Below are 17002 nucleotides of genomic sequence, written 5' to 3'. Positions count from 1 at the left end.
AGCAAATGCTAGATACTGTTTTTTTATACAGTTACGGTGTGTGTTATGAAAAAAGAATTACCCGAAAAATATTATTTAGCCCACTTTAAAGAGCTAATAACATTTATCGACACTCAATGCAGACACTTATTAGAGCAAAAACACGTCGATTTCATTAATAAAGCAAACCGACTTACTGAGCAAGGCCAGTGCATGCTGGCACGCATTTATTCTCGTAAACCTTTACTCGTAGCAATCACCACACTTAATTATAATGAAATAGACAGCCCTGCACTGGCACTCGAAGAGCTAAAAACAGCACAGCTCATTAGTCATCCAAATTACACTGACTATCAACACGTACTCGCACATCTAACTAAACCCGCATTGCTAGCACTACTTGCGCCTTTCGATATCCAACCTAGTATTAAAAAAAGCGTTACTAAAGCGCAATTAGTAGCACAGACTTGCGATTTTTTTGCTACTAAGCCGGAACATTTAACCTGCCTTTATAACCAGTTTGTTATTAATAACCGCTTTGCTGTGTATGAATACTTTGAATTTCTATACATAGGCCGCTTAAGCACTGGTGATATTAACCATCAAAATAGCTTTGTACTGCGTGATTTGGGCCTAAGAACCACACGAGAAAACCATACAGTAAGTTTAGCTCGCTTTGATACACGTGAAGAGGCGCAATCTAACTACGCGCTAAATCGTTATCGCATGGCATTTAAAAGCGCGCAAAGTGATGACGAATATCAAGCTTTAGCTATTGAGCTTATTAATCAACCGGCCGAAGGTACATTAGCAGTCAACCTTAAAAACAAGCTCCTTTTACGACTTCACCAACAACTAAAAAAATATAATATTGAGCTGTGTTTTACACTTTTAAATGCCTGTGAAAATAGCGCTGAAGCAACTGAATTACAAATACGCGAGCAATACCGCCAAGGTAATAAAGAGTGGGTAAAAATCCAGCTTGAAACCATCATCGAAGATCCGCTCACTGATGATTTACTGTATTTTGCTGATGACTTTTTAATGCGTAAATTTAACAAGCAAACTCGCTCTCGCTTAAGTGCAATGCTCGCCGATACGCAATGTGTTATTGAAATTGATGAAGTTTATCGAAACGATGTAGAGCAAGGTGTTACAGAACACTACACTCAACAAGGGTTAACTGTTTTTTATACCGAAAATACGCTTTGGCAGAGCCTTTTTGGTTTAGTTTTTTGGCGCGAGCTTTATATAGATACTCCCACCCCACCTTGCAATGAGTTTGATATGTTTCCACAATCATTGAGAACCGACTGCTTTTATCATACCCAACACCAACAAATTGAAGCACTACTAGCAAACTGGCAAACACCGGATGATTTACTAAAACACGTTTGTAAAAGTGCCGCCCGTTATTTTGAGCAAGCTAATGGGCTGTTTCGCTGGCATAGCGAGCTATTACGACCATTAGAAGTGCTGATTTTAAATAGCTCATTAGCAGCGCTAAAAAGTCACTTAAAGAATATGACCATGCGCTTTATGCAGCTTAAAGATGGTTACCCTGATTTGATGGTGCTAAATGCTAATAAACTCCATTTTGAAGAAGTAAAAGCCCCAGGTGATAAATTAAGACGTAATCAGTTAACAACGATTGATTGCCTAAAAAGTACTGGATTCAATGTACACATTGCGGCCGTAAAATGGGTTAATGATCCCAATCGTATTTACAGCGTGGTCGATATTGAAACCACCGGTAGTTTAAAGGGCGGCAATCGGATCACCGAAATTGGCATAGTCAAAATGCAACACGGCAAAGTAATTGATACTTGGTCAACACTTATCAACCCGCAAATGCGCATTCCTAAGTTTATAGTGTCTTTAACAGGTATTAATGACGCAATGGTAGCAACTGCACCACGCTTTACTGAAATAGCTGAGACTTTACTTAATAAACTAAAAGGCACTATTTTTGTGGCTCACAATGTAAACTTTGATTACGGCTTTATTCGTAAAGAATGTGAAATGGCGGGTATCCACTTTAAAATGCCAAAATTATGTACTGTGGTTGAATCTCGCAAAGCGTTTGCTGGTTTAAAATCATACTCTTTAGGTAACCTCAGTGCGCATTTTGACTTAAACCTAATAAGCCATCACCGAGCACTCGCTGATGCCAGCGCAACCGCAGAATTACTTTTACTCATTCAACAAAGTCAAAATTGATATCCCATTAAATAGGATACTCCCCCCACTTATGAGGCATAAAAAGCTTAATTGAAAATTTGTAAATAGCGGCCAAATGTTCTAAACCTTAAGAGTAGCCTTTAGAGGAAGTTCCTTATGCCGTCAACAAACACAATAGATAAACACTCCGAATTTGCGCGCTGTTTAGAGTGCAATAAGGTCAGCACTTTTGCAGCATTTCATTGGCTGGCACTGGCCTTTAAAGATATGGCCAGCGCCCCTATTTTAAGCTTGATTTATGGGATTGTTTTCACTCTGATCCCGCTGGCAATTGTCTATTTCGCGGTGTTCACTGACAGCTACTTAGTTGTTTTACCAGCCAGTGTCGCATTTGCTCTGATCGGCCCAGTATTTGCGGTCGGTCTCTATGATGTTGCTTGGGAGCTAGAAAAAGGCCACACACCAACACTTAGCCATTCTCTAAAATCAATGTTCAGAAATCCGGTCGGTGAATGGGGATTTGCAATTTTACTGATGGTAATAATGATTATATGGATGCGACTGGCAGCGATAGTTCATGCACTTTACCCCAGTCATGCTAATCCTACATTTGAAGAACTCTCCGCTTTTTTAACTTTAGGTACCATTATCGGCGGAATTTTGCTGGTTACTGTATTTGCTATTTCAGCATTTACTCCACAAATTATGATGGAAAGACGGGTCGATATAATGACCGCGGTTATGTCTTCAATGAATGCCGTTAAAACCAACTTTTCAGCGATGATTGTTTGGTCTGCATGTATTTTTATACTCGTAGCCCTTGGTTTTGTCACTGGTGCTACTGGTTTTATAGTGATTATGCCACTACTTAGCTATGCCAGCTGGCACGGCTATATTGCCGTAATTAAAACCAAAAAAGCCCGCAGCTATGAATAAACTAAAATGCATAAAGGCCAGTAAAACTGGCCTTTTTCTTGGAATGAATACCTAAGTGAGCTTTATTACAGCTACTTTTTGCCTGTCAGCATTGCGCTCATAACGCCATCACGTTTGATTAAACCATGATAAAGCGCGGCACTGATGTGCATAAAAATCATTGCTAAAAACAACCAAGCTACAATGCCATGCATTTCTCGGAAAAATGCAAAGTATTTAATATCAGCGTCAAGCAAATTAGGTAACTGAAATAACCCAAAAAACTGCACCACACGCCCGTCCGCATTTTGCATTAACCAGCCAGATAGCGGCATCAGTATCATCGCGCAATAAAGCCCAAAGTGAGTGATATGAGCTGCAAACCGCTGCAACCTAGGTAACTCAGTGGGTAAAGTAGGCGTGCAACTGCGCACTTTATTTATTAATCTCAGCACAACTAAAATGAGCGCTAAAATACCAGTAGATTTATGTAAGGTAACAGCCTCAACCTGCCAAACGGCCAAGCTTTGTACCATTGATAACCCTAAAAATAGCATCGATATTAACATCAGCGCCATCACCCAGTGTAATAACCGACTGCCTGCTGAGTAACCCTTATTTGCTGACATTATTCACCTCCGTTTGTTGCGCTAACTTTAGCACCTAACAATGTTTCTTTTGCACGACGACGATAGGACTGCGCATACGCGGCACCACGCGCACGTAAAATCGGATCGGCTGTCGCACTCATACCCTGCGGTAACACCAACGGATCAAAGTTTGCGTCGCCACAGGCTGCGTTTTCTTGGTTGTGCCAAGAAACGATTGATAATGTGCCAGCATTTATCGTCTGTCTATCTGAGGGCCACGGTATGGTTGGATTATTTTCATCATCATTAGACGCCGCTAAGGTAAAAATTAAATCAAATTTAACAGCGTTTTGATCTAAACGTGATGCCAACTCTTGTTGAAGTGCGTTGGCCGATGACGTATCGAGCAGCGCAGCATTATTTGTCGCTTTGTGCGGACGCGCAACCCAACGCACAGCTTGTTTATCACCTAGCTCATTATGTAAATAAAACGCATTGATACTATGATAACGTTCAGCGGCAAAACTATTGGCAGGCACATAGTCAGCTTTCCAATCATTAAATGCTTTACTTTCTGGATGTGCTTTAAAGAACGCTGTTATTTTTTCTGGGTCTCGTTGTTTTGTTATAGGATCCGGTGATAATGCCTGCAATTGCTGAAAAAATGCCTCAGGTGTAGCAACTGCCATTACAGGAGGCGTATTCATAGCAACACGCCATTCATCGACTGTGCCACTGTTTACTGCAAATGCTAGACTGCGCACCGGTGCTTTTAAATCTGGCGCGGTTGGATTATTACCTGCAATTGAGAAACGCCCATAAAATGGCGTACTGCCCTTTTTAAACACCTCTGCGACCGAGTAAGAAGATAGTGCCCCTGTTGATTCAAAATTACCCGTTATACACATACCCTTAGCATGCGCACGACGAAAACCGGCATGTGGTGTGTCACCTTGCTGCAAATCAACAAATTTTTGTGCTGTTACTGCATCACGATTAAATGCGCCTGCAAAATAAAGTGTCGCCGTTGCAAAAACAGCCATCGACCCTAGTAATAAGCTACCTCGATAAAGTATCGCTGGCATACCCAACCTACTGCGTTTAACTTTAGTCATCCTACTCACGACCTCTTGAAATGATTATTATTATTAGTGCCCACATGCAAAGACCGACGAAAGAGGAAAACTATTTCAACAAATTAAAAAACTTCGCTCTAAAGTTAACTATTACCTCTGTTAGGATTTATTTTTAGACCTAAAGTTGTGCATATTTAGGAGAGATATTGCAATATTCTATATTGGATGAAGTCAATATTTATATCTATTCGCAGGACAAGTGTTGCCCAGGACCATACAAGCAAGTTAGCCTTCAACATGGCTATCAGCAAACATTGAATTTAAAAAGCACCTTGATAACCCGCTTTGCATTAACTGTTTTAAATAACCTAGCAGGTCATCCTATTAAAATGACAATGCCACACTCATTTCATAACTTTGTGGCTCTTTCCTTACGTCATAGTAGCTATCTGGCGCATAGGTAGGGTTATAATGCTGTTTATCAAACATATTTTTTACACCAATAGTCCATTGCCACGCACTTTGCTTACTAGGGCGATAACTCAAGTGAGCATCCAAAGTCCAGTAGCTACCTTTATTATCTCGTTGTGCAATTTCTGGCACTTTTACACTGGTATGATAGCTTAGGCTTTGGTTACGCCGACTAAGGTAATTAATTCCCGCATAAAATGAAAATTGCTCATCCTCCATAAACAGCAGCCAATTTAATGTATCTTTTGCCAATGACGCTTGCTCTGAATTAACTCGGGTATAATTAAATGAAGTACTAATGCGGTTAAAGTGAGACCAATCTGCATAATATTGATTATTCCACTCAACTTCATATCCAGGAACGTGTAATTGCTCACTGCTATTTTCGTAAGGCTTACCATTTACAGACTGAATAAACTCACTCAAGTAACTGCTAAACCCGCGCAGAGTAATATTATTATTAGCTGAAAAATGATAAACCCACTCACCTTCAAATGTCTCTATTTGTTCAGGATTTAGATTTGGATTTCCTGATATATTATTGTCACTGCGCACTTCATATTGCTGTAAAAAAGTAGGCGCTCGAAAAGCCGTTCCCCATATCAATTTACCAGACCACTGTTCATTACCTTGATAAGTCACAGCAATCCGCGGAGAAGTTTCTGAGCTGAACTCAGGGTAGTCATCAACCCGCACACCAACCGTCAATCCTAAGCGTTGCTCAAAAAATAGTGATTCTTGTTGAAAGTAAATAGCTCGGTTATGGCTTGATGGTGTTAAGTCACCATCTCGAATCACCCTTGATTCATACTCATTAACTTCTACCGCGTTTTGTTTTTTTATCGTCTCATGATATTCACCAACTTGACGTTGTTGAAAGGTCAGCCCCAAAATAGCATGGTGATTTGGATTAAACGCGTAACTCCACTGACTGCGCACACCATTTGATGTGGAATCCAAGTCTGAGTCAGAATAAAAATCAATATTGCCCTGCAGATCGGTAATCGTGCGCTCAAAGTAGCGCTTCACCTTGTAGGTATACAATTGATTTTCTATCGATAATTTATCAAAGCTAAGTTTATTTTGAATGTGCGCACTGAGTGTTTGATAGCGTTGAGATTTATATTGATTTGACGAATAATGAGGATACTCTGTCGTGTAATCATCATAATTTATAGCAAATTGCCACTGTTCATTGCGTAAAGACACTCCCAGACTTTTAGCATCAACATTATTATCATGCGTTGATGCAAAACCGTTGCGGTCATATTGTTGAGGATAGCCTTTGCTATCTAAGAGTCGCCCTGACAAAACAAATGTTCCGCCCGCAAACTCTTTCCCCGTATTGATAGTAGCTGATTGACGGTCGTAACTGGCAACCCCTGCTGAGATGCGAGTTCGTTCAGGCGCTTTTGCTTTCGTAAAAATAGAAATCAAACCTGAATATGCATCACCACCATATAATGCAGATCCTGGTCCGCGGATAACTTCTATTCGCTCAATATTATTTATTTGTATCTGTTCATCAGGAGACCAGCCTCCAATTAAACCTTCCCGCTGAGGTACGCCATCAATAGTTAACATTACTTTGCTGTTTCGACCTGATGGAATGCCTCGGATCCACACCATGTCTCGGCCATTTCGCCGCGATAGTATTTGTACGCCAGGCAACATTTTCAATATATCTGATAGCGTTCGCGCGCCCATACTTGCAATTTGAGTGGCGTTAACTGAGCTAATAATATTCGGCGCTTGGCTTATCTTTTTTACGGTTTGTGAAGGGCTCACAACTTCAATGTTAAGTAAGCTCTCAAGCGGGATCTCAAATAGGTTAGTATCTTGCTCATTACTATATGAAAAACTTGGCAAAGCTGCCAAGCACATAACTAATGAATTAAGCGGCAAATAACGAGTCAAACGTTTAGGCTTCATATCATACTTAATAAAACTAATAACCATAAAAAGGCTAGCTTAATTACCACTATATTGCCACAAGACAACACCAAGTTTTTACTCTAGCTGATTAATTTTTTTGAAATTAATAGCAAAACAACTATAAGAATAAATGCGCAGGAAGGTACACTTCTTGGCGCAGCAACTCTCGTCCTTGTTTAAGTGCATTGTTATACGAAGGTTTATTATCAGCATGAATGTAGCCAAAGAAAAATTCAAAATCTTGCATATGCTGTTGATAATATAAACGCTGCATTGGGGATGCAAAGCCCTGTCCTCTAAATTGCCCAGTAATAAAAATATCACTGATTAGTAAACCGTTAAACCCTAGCTCATCGCTCGACTCAGCCATTATCATACCCAGTGGCTTACCTCTATAAAACGCCGCGCTGCACAATCCGGCTGCAATAGCTTCGCTGATATCGTCTTTTTCGCTAATTGGTACTATTGTTGCCATTTCAGGATGCTGCATTAAAAACTGAGTATAGTCACGCTCATACCAAGGCCAATCTTTATCAAGTTCAAACGGCTGCAATGCAATATCTGCACAGAGTAATTCATCAACAGTCAGTTTAGGATCTTGTGCTGCTAACAATGAATCAACAGCGCGGCTACCGGCCAAACTTAGCAGTTGTTTGGCTGGTATTGATCCTGGTGCTGGCCATATACAAATATATCTAGGCGTACACCAGCAAAATACCTTACTAATATAGCGGACCAGCTGTGCAAGTAATGGTTCTGATAACGGATGCTCACTAAACACTTCAAACATAGTCTCGTCATCATCATTACGACAAACACTGACTATAAATAAGCTACCATCATCAGCTTCTACAACTTGCGCGTATAGATCATCATCTGGCACGCTGTCACTAATTGCCCGCCTTTGACGAAGCTCGGCAAAATGCTCTGCATTACAATCTTCATTCAGCGCAAGTAAGTCTTCACACTCTTTAGCGATTGCTTTTTCAGTATCTAAACCTATAATTTTATTTAAATTATAAGTTTTTAAAACTCCCTGACCTAAGCGACGTAAACATTTTTCATCAATTTTATATAATGGATAATGACGCATAACTTCCCTTTAATGACTGTTTTTAGTTAATATGGGGACAATAAAGACGTAAATCAACTAAATGATAATTAAGTGATTAATGAGCTCTTTGTAATACGCAATAACGGTTGGTTAACGCATCTAGCAGCAACATATAAAATGCCTGAAAGATTATATTTATTATCTTGCTATCGGCCTTATTCACTCCTATAGTCTGCAAATTATCACTCCTTAATTTTGAATTACTTTGTCTATCAAATCCCGCGTTCCTGTCAGTCAGTTTGGTGAATTATTAGGTTATGCGCCTGGTAATGTTGCTGTTTATTCGTCTGATTACGATACAGCTGACGAAACAATTTATCCTAACCGTAGCGCCTATCGTAGTTACCTCGATGGTATTTACATGGGCTATAAATGGCAATGTGTTGAATTTGCGCGACGCTGGATGTATCTCAATCATGGCTATATTTTTGATGATGTTGCAATGGCTTACGATATTTTTGAGCTACGCTCAGTGCGTGACATAAACAATCAAACCAGGTTGCCTTTACAAGCATTTCGTAATGGTGCAAAACACCACCCAGTGGTAGGAAGTTTACTCATTTGGGAAGAAGGCGGTGAATTTGAAGAAACTGGCCATGTTGCGGTGGTGGTTGAAGTACATCAGGATAAAATTCGTCTTGCTGAACAAAACGTGGCCCATCAGCTATGGCCGCAAGATCAACAGTGGTGTCGCGAACTCAAAGCGAAAGTCACAAAAGAAGGTGACTACTGGATTGAGTGCTCTTACAGTGACGCCACTATTTTAGGCTGGATGACACAAACTGAGCACAGCGAATTTAGTGAACCGACGCCTGAAATAAGCACTGATCTGTTTGCCATAAAAGCCCAATATGCCACTGATTATGGGCAAGCCACTAAGTCATGGCTTAACATTGCCAATGACGATGAAGCAGCCTACGTAGAGATGATGCATGGGCATAAATTGACTTCAGTTAATGCTGATCAACATCATTATTTTACAATTTCAAAAACCGCTCAACAAACTATTGAACATGCTACCAATGAATTACATGGCTTGTTTATGCATGCAACAGACTATGTACTGCAGCATCCTGAGCTATTAAAAAAGTTTAATTTACCCGATGCGGTGCTCAATAAGATCCGCCAATCCTGGGATAATCGCTTAAATCAACTGATCACCAGTCGATTTGATTTTGCATTAACTCCCGCAGGCTTGAAAGTCTATGAATACAACTGCGATTCAGCATCGTGCTATATGGAAAGTGGCAAAGTACAAGGTAAATGGGCCAAACACTTTGGTGTTAAAACGGGCATTGATGCCGGCCATGATTTATTTAAAGATTTAGTAAGGGCATGGCGAAAAAGTGAAGTAAACGGCCTTGTCCATATATTGCAAGATGATGAGCCAGAAGAACATTACCATGCATTGTTTATGAAAGAAGCCATTGAAGCCGCTGGTTTTGAGTGCAAAGTAATCATTGGTTTGACTGATTTACACTGGGACGCAGCGGGCAATATTGTTGATGCTGATGGCGAAAAACTCAGTTACGTTTGGAAAACATGGTCATGGGAAACCGCTCTTGATCAAATAAGACTAGAGTGTGAGGCAGATCAATCCCAAAGCGATGATTTTGAGCCGCACTGGCAATCTGGTAAAACCCCACGCTTGGTCGATGTATTACTTCGTAAAAATGTGATGGTTTTTGAGCCGCTATGGACATTAATACCCAGTAATAAAGCAATTTTGCCAGTACTGTGGAGTTTATTTCCAAATCATCCGTTTTTACTCAATACTGCATTTGATTTAAATGATGAGCTATTGCAAACAGGCTATGTCGTTAAACCGATTGTTGGTCGATGCGGTGCAAATATTCAACTCGTTGATGAACAACAACACGTAATAGAAAAAACAACGGGTCATTTTGCCTCTCAAGAGCAAATATACCAGCAGTTATTTGCCCTTCCTAAAGTAGCTGACTACTTTGTGCAAATATGTAGTTTTACCGCAGCAGGTAAATACGCCGGTGCTGGCGTACGCGTTGATAAAAGCATGATTATAAACGGCCACAGCGATTGTATGGCACTGCGTATCAGCGATGATAGTTACTATAGTTCTTAACTAAAGAAGAGCCATTCTAACAATAAAATGGCTCTTCTTCACATAAAAAGCTGACTATTGCCTGTGACTTCTATGTGGCTACAAGTTTATCAAAAACTTACCTTAATATGTCCTAATGTTAAATCGAAGCAACATAAATAACGCCAGCATACTTATTAAAATGAAAATCCCTTTATGTGCAAATTCCCTACACCTAAATTTTTTCATAACACATGCTTTTAAAGAACCCTTTACGCAAACAATACACAGTGCTAATATCGGTACACTATTGATTTTAAATTTAATACTCATTTAAAATCAATATATTAAATTATAAATAAGGATGATGATATGAAATTAATTAACACCACTTTGTTGCTTGCAACTTTTATATTTACAGCAATAGCATCTAATGCATCTGCCGCTACTGATCCATGGTATGTATATGCAAGTAAAGTAAATGGTTATAGGATGTGTGCTCAAGCCAGCCCTGGATCTGGATGGTATAAAGCAAGCCCAAATGGTTATTCAACTAAAGGCGCATGTAACTACTATGAAAGATAATATTTAATTAATTCGCCTTAATTTTGAGCTTTGCGAGCAAGGCTCTATTAACCTCAACTATTAATAAGATAGATTATCCAACTACTTTACGCCCGCTCATCTTTTGGTGAGTCCATCACTACATGCGAAGTGATCGTTCGTACCTGTGGGATTGATCCTAAAACATCAGCATGGAATGCTTTATAAGACTTAATATCAGCGGTTTCTACTCTAAGTAAATATTCAAATGCTCCTGTGACATTATGGCACTCTTTAACTTCATCAATAAACTCAAGTGCTTGTTCAAAAGCTCGTTGTGATTTCGTAGAGTGCTCATTTAAACCCACCCCCACATACGCGACAAAACCAAGTCCAAACGCTTGATTATTAATAACTGCTCGGTAGCCTTTGATCACACCTGCTTTTTCTAACTCTTGTACACGGCGCAAGCATGCTGATGGGGATAAACCAACCAAATCAGCAAGTTCAGCGTTGGCAATTCGACCACTGCGCTTTAATTCTTGCAATATCCTGTCGTTAATTCGATCTTTTTTCATATTAAGTTGCTAAAGTAAATTTTTAATAGATTAATAAGCGCAAAAATTGCGAGCCATACAAAATATAATTGCACAATCATTATCAACTGAGCAACTATAAATGAATATTGAATTGGTATCAGCATTAGCATTATTTGCACTTGTATCTTCCATCACCCCAGGTCCTAACAACCTGATGTTAATGAACTCAGGCGCTAACTTTGGTTTTAAACGTTCATTGCCACATTTACTCGGCGTAACAATTGGCTTTGTGATCATGCTCGTATTGGTTGGTTTAGGTGTCATGCAATTATTTGACTTTGTGCCATGGAGTTACCAGCTATTAAAAGTGCTTTGCATTGCTTATTTGCTTTATCTTGCTTATAAAATTGCCAGTAATAAAACTCCTATCGGTGCTAAAAATAGCGATACTAGACCTCTTTCTTTTGTACAAGCATCTTTATTTCAATGGGTTAACCCGAAAGCCTGGACTATGGCATTAAGTGCAGTGAGTGTTTATGCCCCATCCAAAGGAATTGGTGCAGTGGTACTTGTAGGTCTTATTTTCGGTATAGTTAATTTACCCTGTGTCTGCTCATGGACGTTAGTCGGACAAAAGCTACAAGTATGGCTAAAAGATCGCAAGCGCCTACGAGCATTCAATATTTTTATGGCTGTATTGTTAGTCGCCTCGGTACTTTTTAGTATGCTGTGAGTAATAAAACAAATAAACGCCTTAACAATGGCAACTTGGTTAAGTTGCCATTGTTAACCTCAATTTCAGATAACAAATCAATTTCCAGCAGCTAACTTATAAACCCCCTCGCGAACTAAAACTTTGATCTACTGCAACATGACTATGCTTGCCTCGTGCAATTATGGAGAGACTTGCAAACAGTACTGACACTTATCTATATTCATGAAGAGGGATGGCTAATGACGAATAAAGCAATAGCGAAGTTTAATATTTCTGCAACCGCAGCAAGTAATTTCCAACATGAAGCTGACGCAACGGCTGATTTTTGGGGCAATAAACCACTTAATACCTTGCCCCCTCATGATTTTATTGCTCCTTATGCACGTCATAAAACGCTGCCTACACCCGGTATAGAAAAACGTAATGCTTGGATCATTGGTGGAGGTATTGGTGGCCTAGCAGCGGCATTTTATCTTATCCGTGATGGCCATATGAGCGCTGAAAATATTACCATTTTGGAAGAAATGGATATTGAAGGCGGTTCAATGGATGGCGCGGGTAACCCTGATGACGGCTATATTATTCGTGGTGGCCGTGAAATGAACTGGAATTACGACACCTTGTGGGATCTGTTTCAAGACGTTCCCGCTGTTGAACTGCCCGAAGGCTATTCTGTGCTTGATGAGTACCGTTTAATTAATGATAACGACGCTAATTACTCACAAGCCCGTTTAATAAATAAATGCGGTGAGATACTCGATGCAAGTGACTTTGGCCTGAATAAAGCCCAGCAATGGGAGCTGATCCGTTTAATGCTCAAGCGCAAAGAAGAGCTTGACGATCTCAGCATTGAAGACTATTTCAGCAAAGGTTTTTTACAAAGCAATTTTTGGTTTTTATTTCGTACTATGTTTGCCTTTAAAAATTGTCATAGCTTGTTAGAAACTAAACTGTATTTGCATCGCTTTCTTGATTCTATTGATGGCTTTGCCGACATGTCTGTTTTACTTTTTCCGAAATATAATCAATACGATACCTTTATTAAACCGCTTGCTAATTTATTACGAGACAAAGGCGTGAATTTTCAATTTGCAAGCCGTGTAAACGATCTGGATATAACATTTACCGGTAATAAAAAAACCGTAACGGGGATCCATGCCACTATAAAAGGTCAAGCACAGCATATTAACGTTGCTCCAGACGATTTAGTTTATGCACTAACGGGTTCAATGACAGAGCATACCGCTTATGGCGACATGCAAAATGTGCCCGAGCTAAACTGTGAAAAACACGATCCCGGCGAAAATAGCGGGTGGAATTTATGGAAAAACCTCGCGAAGAAATCAGCTGTTTTTGGTAAACCCGAAAAATTTTATGGCGATATTGATAAATCTATGTGGGAGTCAGCCACACTAACTTGCAAGCCATCCCCACTTATAGATAAGCTAAAGACATTATCAGTAAACGATCCTTACTCTGGTCGCACGGTAACTGGCGGCATTATTACTTTTACAGACTCTAACTGGCTATTGAGTGTAACGTGTAACCGCCAACCTCATTTTCCAGATCAACCCGATGATACGTTAGTACTTTGGGTCTATGGTTTATTAATGGACAAACAAGGTAATCGTATCGTTAAAACAATGCCACAATGTAGCGGTGAAGAAATAATTACGGAGCTTTGCTACCATTTGGGCATTGAACAGCAGCTTGATGAAATCATTGCCAATACCAAGATACGTACAGCGCTAATGCCTTATATCACAGCTCAATTTATGACTCGTGCAGCTGGTGACAGACCCACCTCAGTTCCTGAAGGTTGTACAAACTTAGGTTTGATTGGTCAATTTGTTGAAACCCACAACGATATTATATTCACGATGGAAGCCTCTATTCGTACAGCACGTATTGGGGTATATAAGTTACTTAATATCCCTAAACAAGTGCCCGACATTAGCCCAACCCAATATGATATTCGTAACCTAATTAAAGGAGCTAGAGCGCTCAACAGCGGCAAGCCCTTTATTGGCGAGCGGTTATTACACCGCCTGCTTGATAAAACCTACTTTGCTCATATTTTACCGCCATTACCAGAGCCAAGTAGTAAAGAACAAATCCATTTTGAAGCAGAAATGCATGAGCTACTGGGCAAAGGCAGCTCGGCGATGCATAAATTTTCAAGCTGGGTTGGTACACTCAGGGATAATTTTTCGCATAAAGATAAATAATCTGAGCTTCGGATAATAAATCTATCCTCAATGGCTATGGATGGCCAAGCTAAAAACTATTTCTATACAAAATACAAAGCCTTGATCTTGATAAAGTGCAATAAGAAAAAACCAGGCTAGAATAAATAATAATATGAGCTCTGGATAATAAATCTGTCTCCAGTAGCTATTTTAGTAAACCTTTTTAACCAAAGTTCTGGTTAGTAATTTAACAGGAGCCAAAATGAGCCAAACAGTTGCAGATTTAATGACATCAGATCCATATGCCGTAAGTGCAGAAAACACCCTACACGACGCACATAATCTAATGAAGGAAAAAAATATCCGCCATATTCCGGTAATTGATCACAATGGCGAACTAGTGGGTATGTTGACACAAAAAATCATGATTGCCCAAGTGATGAATATTATGGCTAATTACAGCCCTAGCGCACTTGAACGAAAGGAAAAACAAACGAAAATACACACTATTATGGCAACCGATTTTGCCACTGTACTAGCAACCCAACCACTGCAAGATGTTGCTCGGTTTTTTGTTGATAACCGCCATGGTTGCATGCCTGTGATCACTGAAAAAAATAAACTCGTGGGTATACTTACCTCGTCAGACTTTGTACGCCTAGCGGCCGCTTTATTATCTTAATGCAAGGTGATAATAAGACCGCTATCCGTATAAAATGAATATAAACTCGTGTAATCGTGTATGCCAAGTAGTCCTTGGCACACACTACAGCCAGCCTTTGTGTTTAAAAAATAAATAAGGGGCAAAGCCCGATAGCAACATAATGCCAATTGCAAATGGGTAACCCCATTCCCATTGCAGCTCAGGCATTATATTAAAGTTCATCCCATATACACTGGCGACTACGGTAGGTGGTAAAAAAACCACCGAAGCAATAGAGAAGGTTTTGATAATTTGATTTTGTTCAATGTTAATAAAACCTTGTGTTGAATCCATCAAAAAGTTCACCTTATCAAACAAAAAGGTACAGTGAGACATTAGCGTATCTATATCAAGTACAATTTCTCGTAGTGATTCGCGATCCTCATTTTGTACACCTAAACGACGTATTAAAAACGAAATATTGCGCCGCGTATCCATTAAACACAAACGCACTTTCCCATTCGCATCCTCTAAACGCGCGATACGACTGACCGCTTCTTCTAGATCAGAGTCATCTTCTTCTAGTACATATGCACTGAGCTTCTCTAACTGATGATGCATATCCTCGAGCATATCAGCATGGTTTTCGACTTTTTGATCGAATAATGTAACCAATAACTGTTTTGGCGTATCACACATTACTTGACCTTTACGTGCTCTTAAGCGTAACAATCGAAAGTCAGCCAGCTCGTCATCGCGAATGGTCAGCAAACAGTTATCCTGAAGTAAACAGGCCACTGTTACCGTATTAAAACGTCCTTCATTGGGCGACATAAACAATGCGTGCACATGCAAGCCTTCATTGTCGATAAAACATCGCGATGAAGCTTCAATCTCTTGCACATCCCCTGACTCAGGAAAAGTTATATTGAGCGTTTTTGCGAGCGTATTTCGCTCATCTTCCGTTGGGTTGATTGTGTCAATCCAGTGTGCATTTCTGATTGATGCTTCAAGAGAAGTATCGGATGAAGGCTCTAACTCTCTGATCACCCCCTGCTCGATAGAAAAAAATCTCAACATGCACTTCTCCTTTAATAACAAGATGGGTTGAGTATATGTAAGTGATGATTAATCAACAATGATAATACACTTCTGTATCACAGTTATTATTGAGAGTAAGTAATTCGCTAACACGTAACAGCATCTTTTATTTTGCAGATTTTACAAAAAAGTGCATATTTTTCATGGCATTTCAAAGAAATGCTTTCATCACCCAACTTCAAAAAACATATAAATTATTAAATATCAGAAACTTAAAAAATAATTTTTATCGGCACAGCCATTGCTTTATATAAACTAACGCATGTTCATAGACTTTATTAGACGCTGTGAACATTCCTTATAAATCAGGAGGAATAATGAGTAACAATAACGAAACAAACAAAATCGCTGAATTTACTGCCCCAGGTATGAATGAAGAATCTGCAAAAAATACCATTGCTACACTTGATAACCGCATGGTCGCACTGATCGATTTACAATTGACTCTAAAACATATTCATTGGAATGTAGTTGGCCCAAATTTTATTGGCGTGCATGAAATGCTCGACCCTCAGGTTGAAGTGATCAGAGCAATGACCGACACCATCGCCGAGCGAATCGCTACGCTGGGCGGAGTTCCGGTTGGTACTCCAAAATCGATAGTTGATCGTCGTTCATGGCAAGATTACGCAATTGGTAAGGGCTTGGTAAAAGATCATTTAGTTGCGCTTGATAAAGTATACAATGGGATTAATGGCGATCACCGAAGTGCGATTGGCAAGCTATCAGAGCTCGATCCTGTATCTGAGGATATGCTAATTAGCCAACTTGCCGATTTAGAACAGTTTCAATGGTTTGTGCGTGCACACTTAGAATCGTCAACGGGCAAACTCAATAGCTAATCTAGCGGTTTTGTGTTCAGTTTAAACTGATTCATTTATATTTAAAGTCAAAGATCAGGCTATTTAAAGCCTGATCTTTATTTATTACTGCTCAACAATAATACCGCTAT

Annotated in this window: 14 protein-coding genes; 8 read left to right on the top strand and 6 right to left on the bottom strand. The window is 39.7% G+C overall.

Translation table 11 applies throughout. The features are described 5' to 3' along the window. Nucleotides 1–45 precede the first annotated feature (45 nt). Together H5154_RS08355 and H5154_RS08350 are read left to right on the top strand one after the other, a co-directional pair. A complete protein-coding gene (locus H5154_RS08355) occupies nt 46–2199 on the top strand; it encodes an exonuclease domain-containing protein (protein ID WP_182718000.1) in 2154 nt (717 codons plus the stop codon). A 117-nt stretch (nt 2200–2316) separates the two neighbouring features. Continuing rightward, the gene (locus H5154_RS08350; protein ID WP_182717999.1) at nt 2317–3096 is read left to right on the top strand and encodes a DUF2189 domain-containing protein; all 780 of its coding nucleotides are present in this window, start codon (nt 2317–2319) and stop codon (nt 3094–3096) included. A 71-nt stretch (nt 3097–3167) separates the two neighbouring features. Here H5154_RS08350 and H5154_RS08345 read toward each other — a convergent pair whose 3' ends face one another. From H5154_RS08345 to H5154_RS08330, 4 genes are all read right to left on the bottom strand, one after another. Then, complete coding sequence (locus H5154_RS08345) at nt 3168–3704, bottom strand: cytochrome b (RefSeq protein WP_182717998.1); 537 nt, start codon at nt 3702–3704, stop codon at nt 3168–3170. Beyond that, a complete protein-coding gene (locus H5154_RS08340; RefSeq protein WP_182717997.1) occupies nt 3704–4750 on the bottom strand; it encodes a catalase family peroxidase in 1047 nt (348 codons plus the stop codon). The genes H5154_RS08345 and H5154_RS08340 overlap by 1 nt, the downstream gene beginning before the upstream one ends. A 375-nt stretch (nt 4751–5125) precedes the next feature. Then, nucleotides 5126–7144: a TonB-dependent siderophore receptor gene (locus H5154_RS08335; RefSeq protein ID WP_182717996.1), complete on the bottom strand. Its 2019-nt coding sequence runs from the start codon at nt 7142–7144 to the stop codon at nt 5126–5128. 121 nt (nt 7145–7265) lie between these two features. Then, nucleotides 7266–8240, bottom strand: a complete 975-nt coding sequence (locus H5154_RS08330; RefSeq protein ID WP_182717995.1) for a hypothetical protein — start codon at nt 8238–8240, stop codon at nt 7266–7268. 232 nt (nt 8241–8472) lie between these two features. Between H5154_RS08330 and gss the strand changes: the two genes are divergently transcribed. Next, nucleotides 8473–10362 carry a bifunctional glutathionylspermidine amidase/synthase gene (gene gss / locus H5154_RS08325; protein ID WP_182718040.1) on the top strand — a complete coding sequence of 630 codons (1890 nt, stop codon included), beginning with the start codon at nt 8473–8475 and terminating at the stop codon, nt 10360–10362. 330 nt (nt 10363–10692) lie between these two features. Then, a complete protein-coding gene (locus H5154_RS08320; protein ID WP_149981763.1) occupies nt 10693–10905 on the top strand; it encodes a hypothetical protein in 213 nt (70 codons plus the stop codon). Between the two features lie 86 nt (nt 10906–10991). Here the strand turns inward: H5154_RS08320 and H5154_RS08315 are convergent, their stop codons facing one another. Next, nucleotides 10992–11441 (bottom strand): Lrp/AsnC family transcriptional regulator, encoded by a 450-nt coding sequence (locus H5154_RS08315; RefSeq protein ID WP_149981764.1) that lies wholly within the window; start codon nt 11439–11441, stop codon nt 10992–10994. 100 nt (nt 11442–11541) lie between these two features. Here H5154_RS08315 and H5154_RS08310 point away from each other — a divergent pair, with 100 nt between their 5' ends. From H5154_RS08310 to H5154_RS08300, 3 genes are all read left to right on the top strand, one after another. Further along, complete coding sequence (locus tag H5154_RS08310; RefSeq protein WP_182717994.1) at nt 11542–12135, top strand: LysE family translocator; 594 nt, start codon at nt 11542–11544, stop codon at nt 12133–12135. A 221-nt stretch (nt 12136–12356) separates the two neighbouring features. Beyond that, nucleotides 12357–14345: an oleate hydratase gene (locus tag H5154_RS08305; protein ID WP_182717993.1), complete on the top strand. Its 1989-nt coding sequence runs from the start codon at nt 12357–12359 to the stop codon at nt 14343–14345. 223 nt (nt 14346–14568) lie between these two features. Further along, nucleotides 14569–14988: an HPP family protein gene (locus H5154_RS08300; RefSeq protein WP_149981766.1), complete on the top strand. Its 420-nt coding sequence runs from the start codon at nt 14569–14571 to the stop codon at nt 14986–14988. A gap of 84 nt (nt 14989–15072) precedes the next feature. Here H5154_RS08300 and corA read toward each other — a convergent pair whose 3' ends face one another. Next, nucleotides 15073–16029: a magnesium/cobalt transporter CorA gene (gene corA, locus H5154_RS08295; protein WP_182717992.1), complete on the bottom strand. Its 957-nt coding sequence runs from the start codon at nt 16027–16029 to the stop codon at nt 15073–15075. 338 nt (nt 16030–16367) lie between these two features. On the opposite strand from corA, the gene dps reads away from it, so the two are divergent. Continuing rightward, nucleotides 16368–16892: a DNA starvation/stationary phase protection protein Dps gene (gene dps / locus H5154_RS08290; RefSeq protein WP_149981768.1), complete on the top strand. Its 525-nt coding sequence runs from the start codon at nt 16368–16370 to the stop codon at nt 16890–16892. Nucleotides 16893–17002 lie beyond the last annotated feature (110 nt).

Origin of the sequence: Pseudoalteromonas sp. SR44-5 (assembly GCF_014163675.1) — a bacterium.
In the GTDB taxonomy this organism is placed as follows: Bacteria; Pseudomonadota; Gammaproteobacteria; order Enterobacterales; family Alteromonadaceae; genus Pseudoalteromonas; species Pseudoalteromonas rhizosphaerae.
This window is presented reverse-complemented; position numbering and strand designations above follow the sequence as displayed.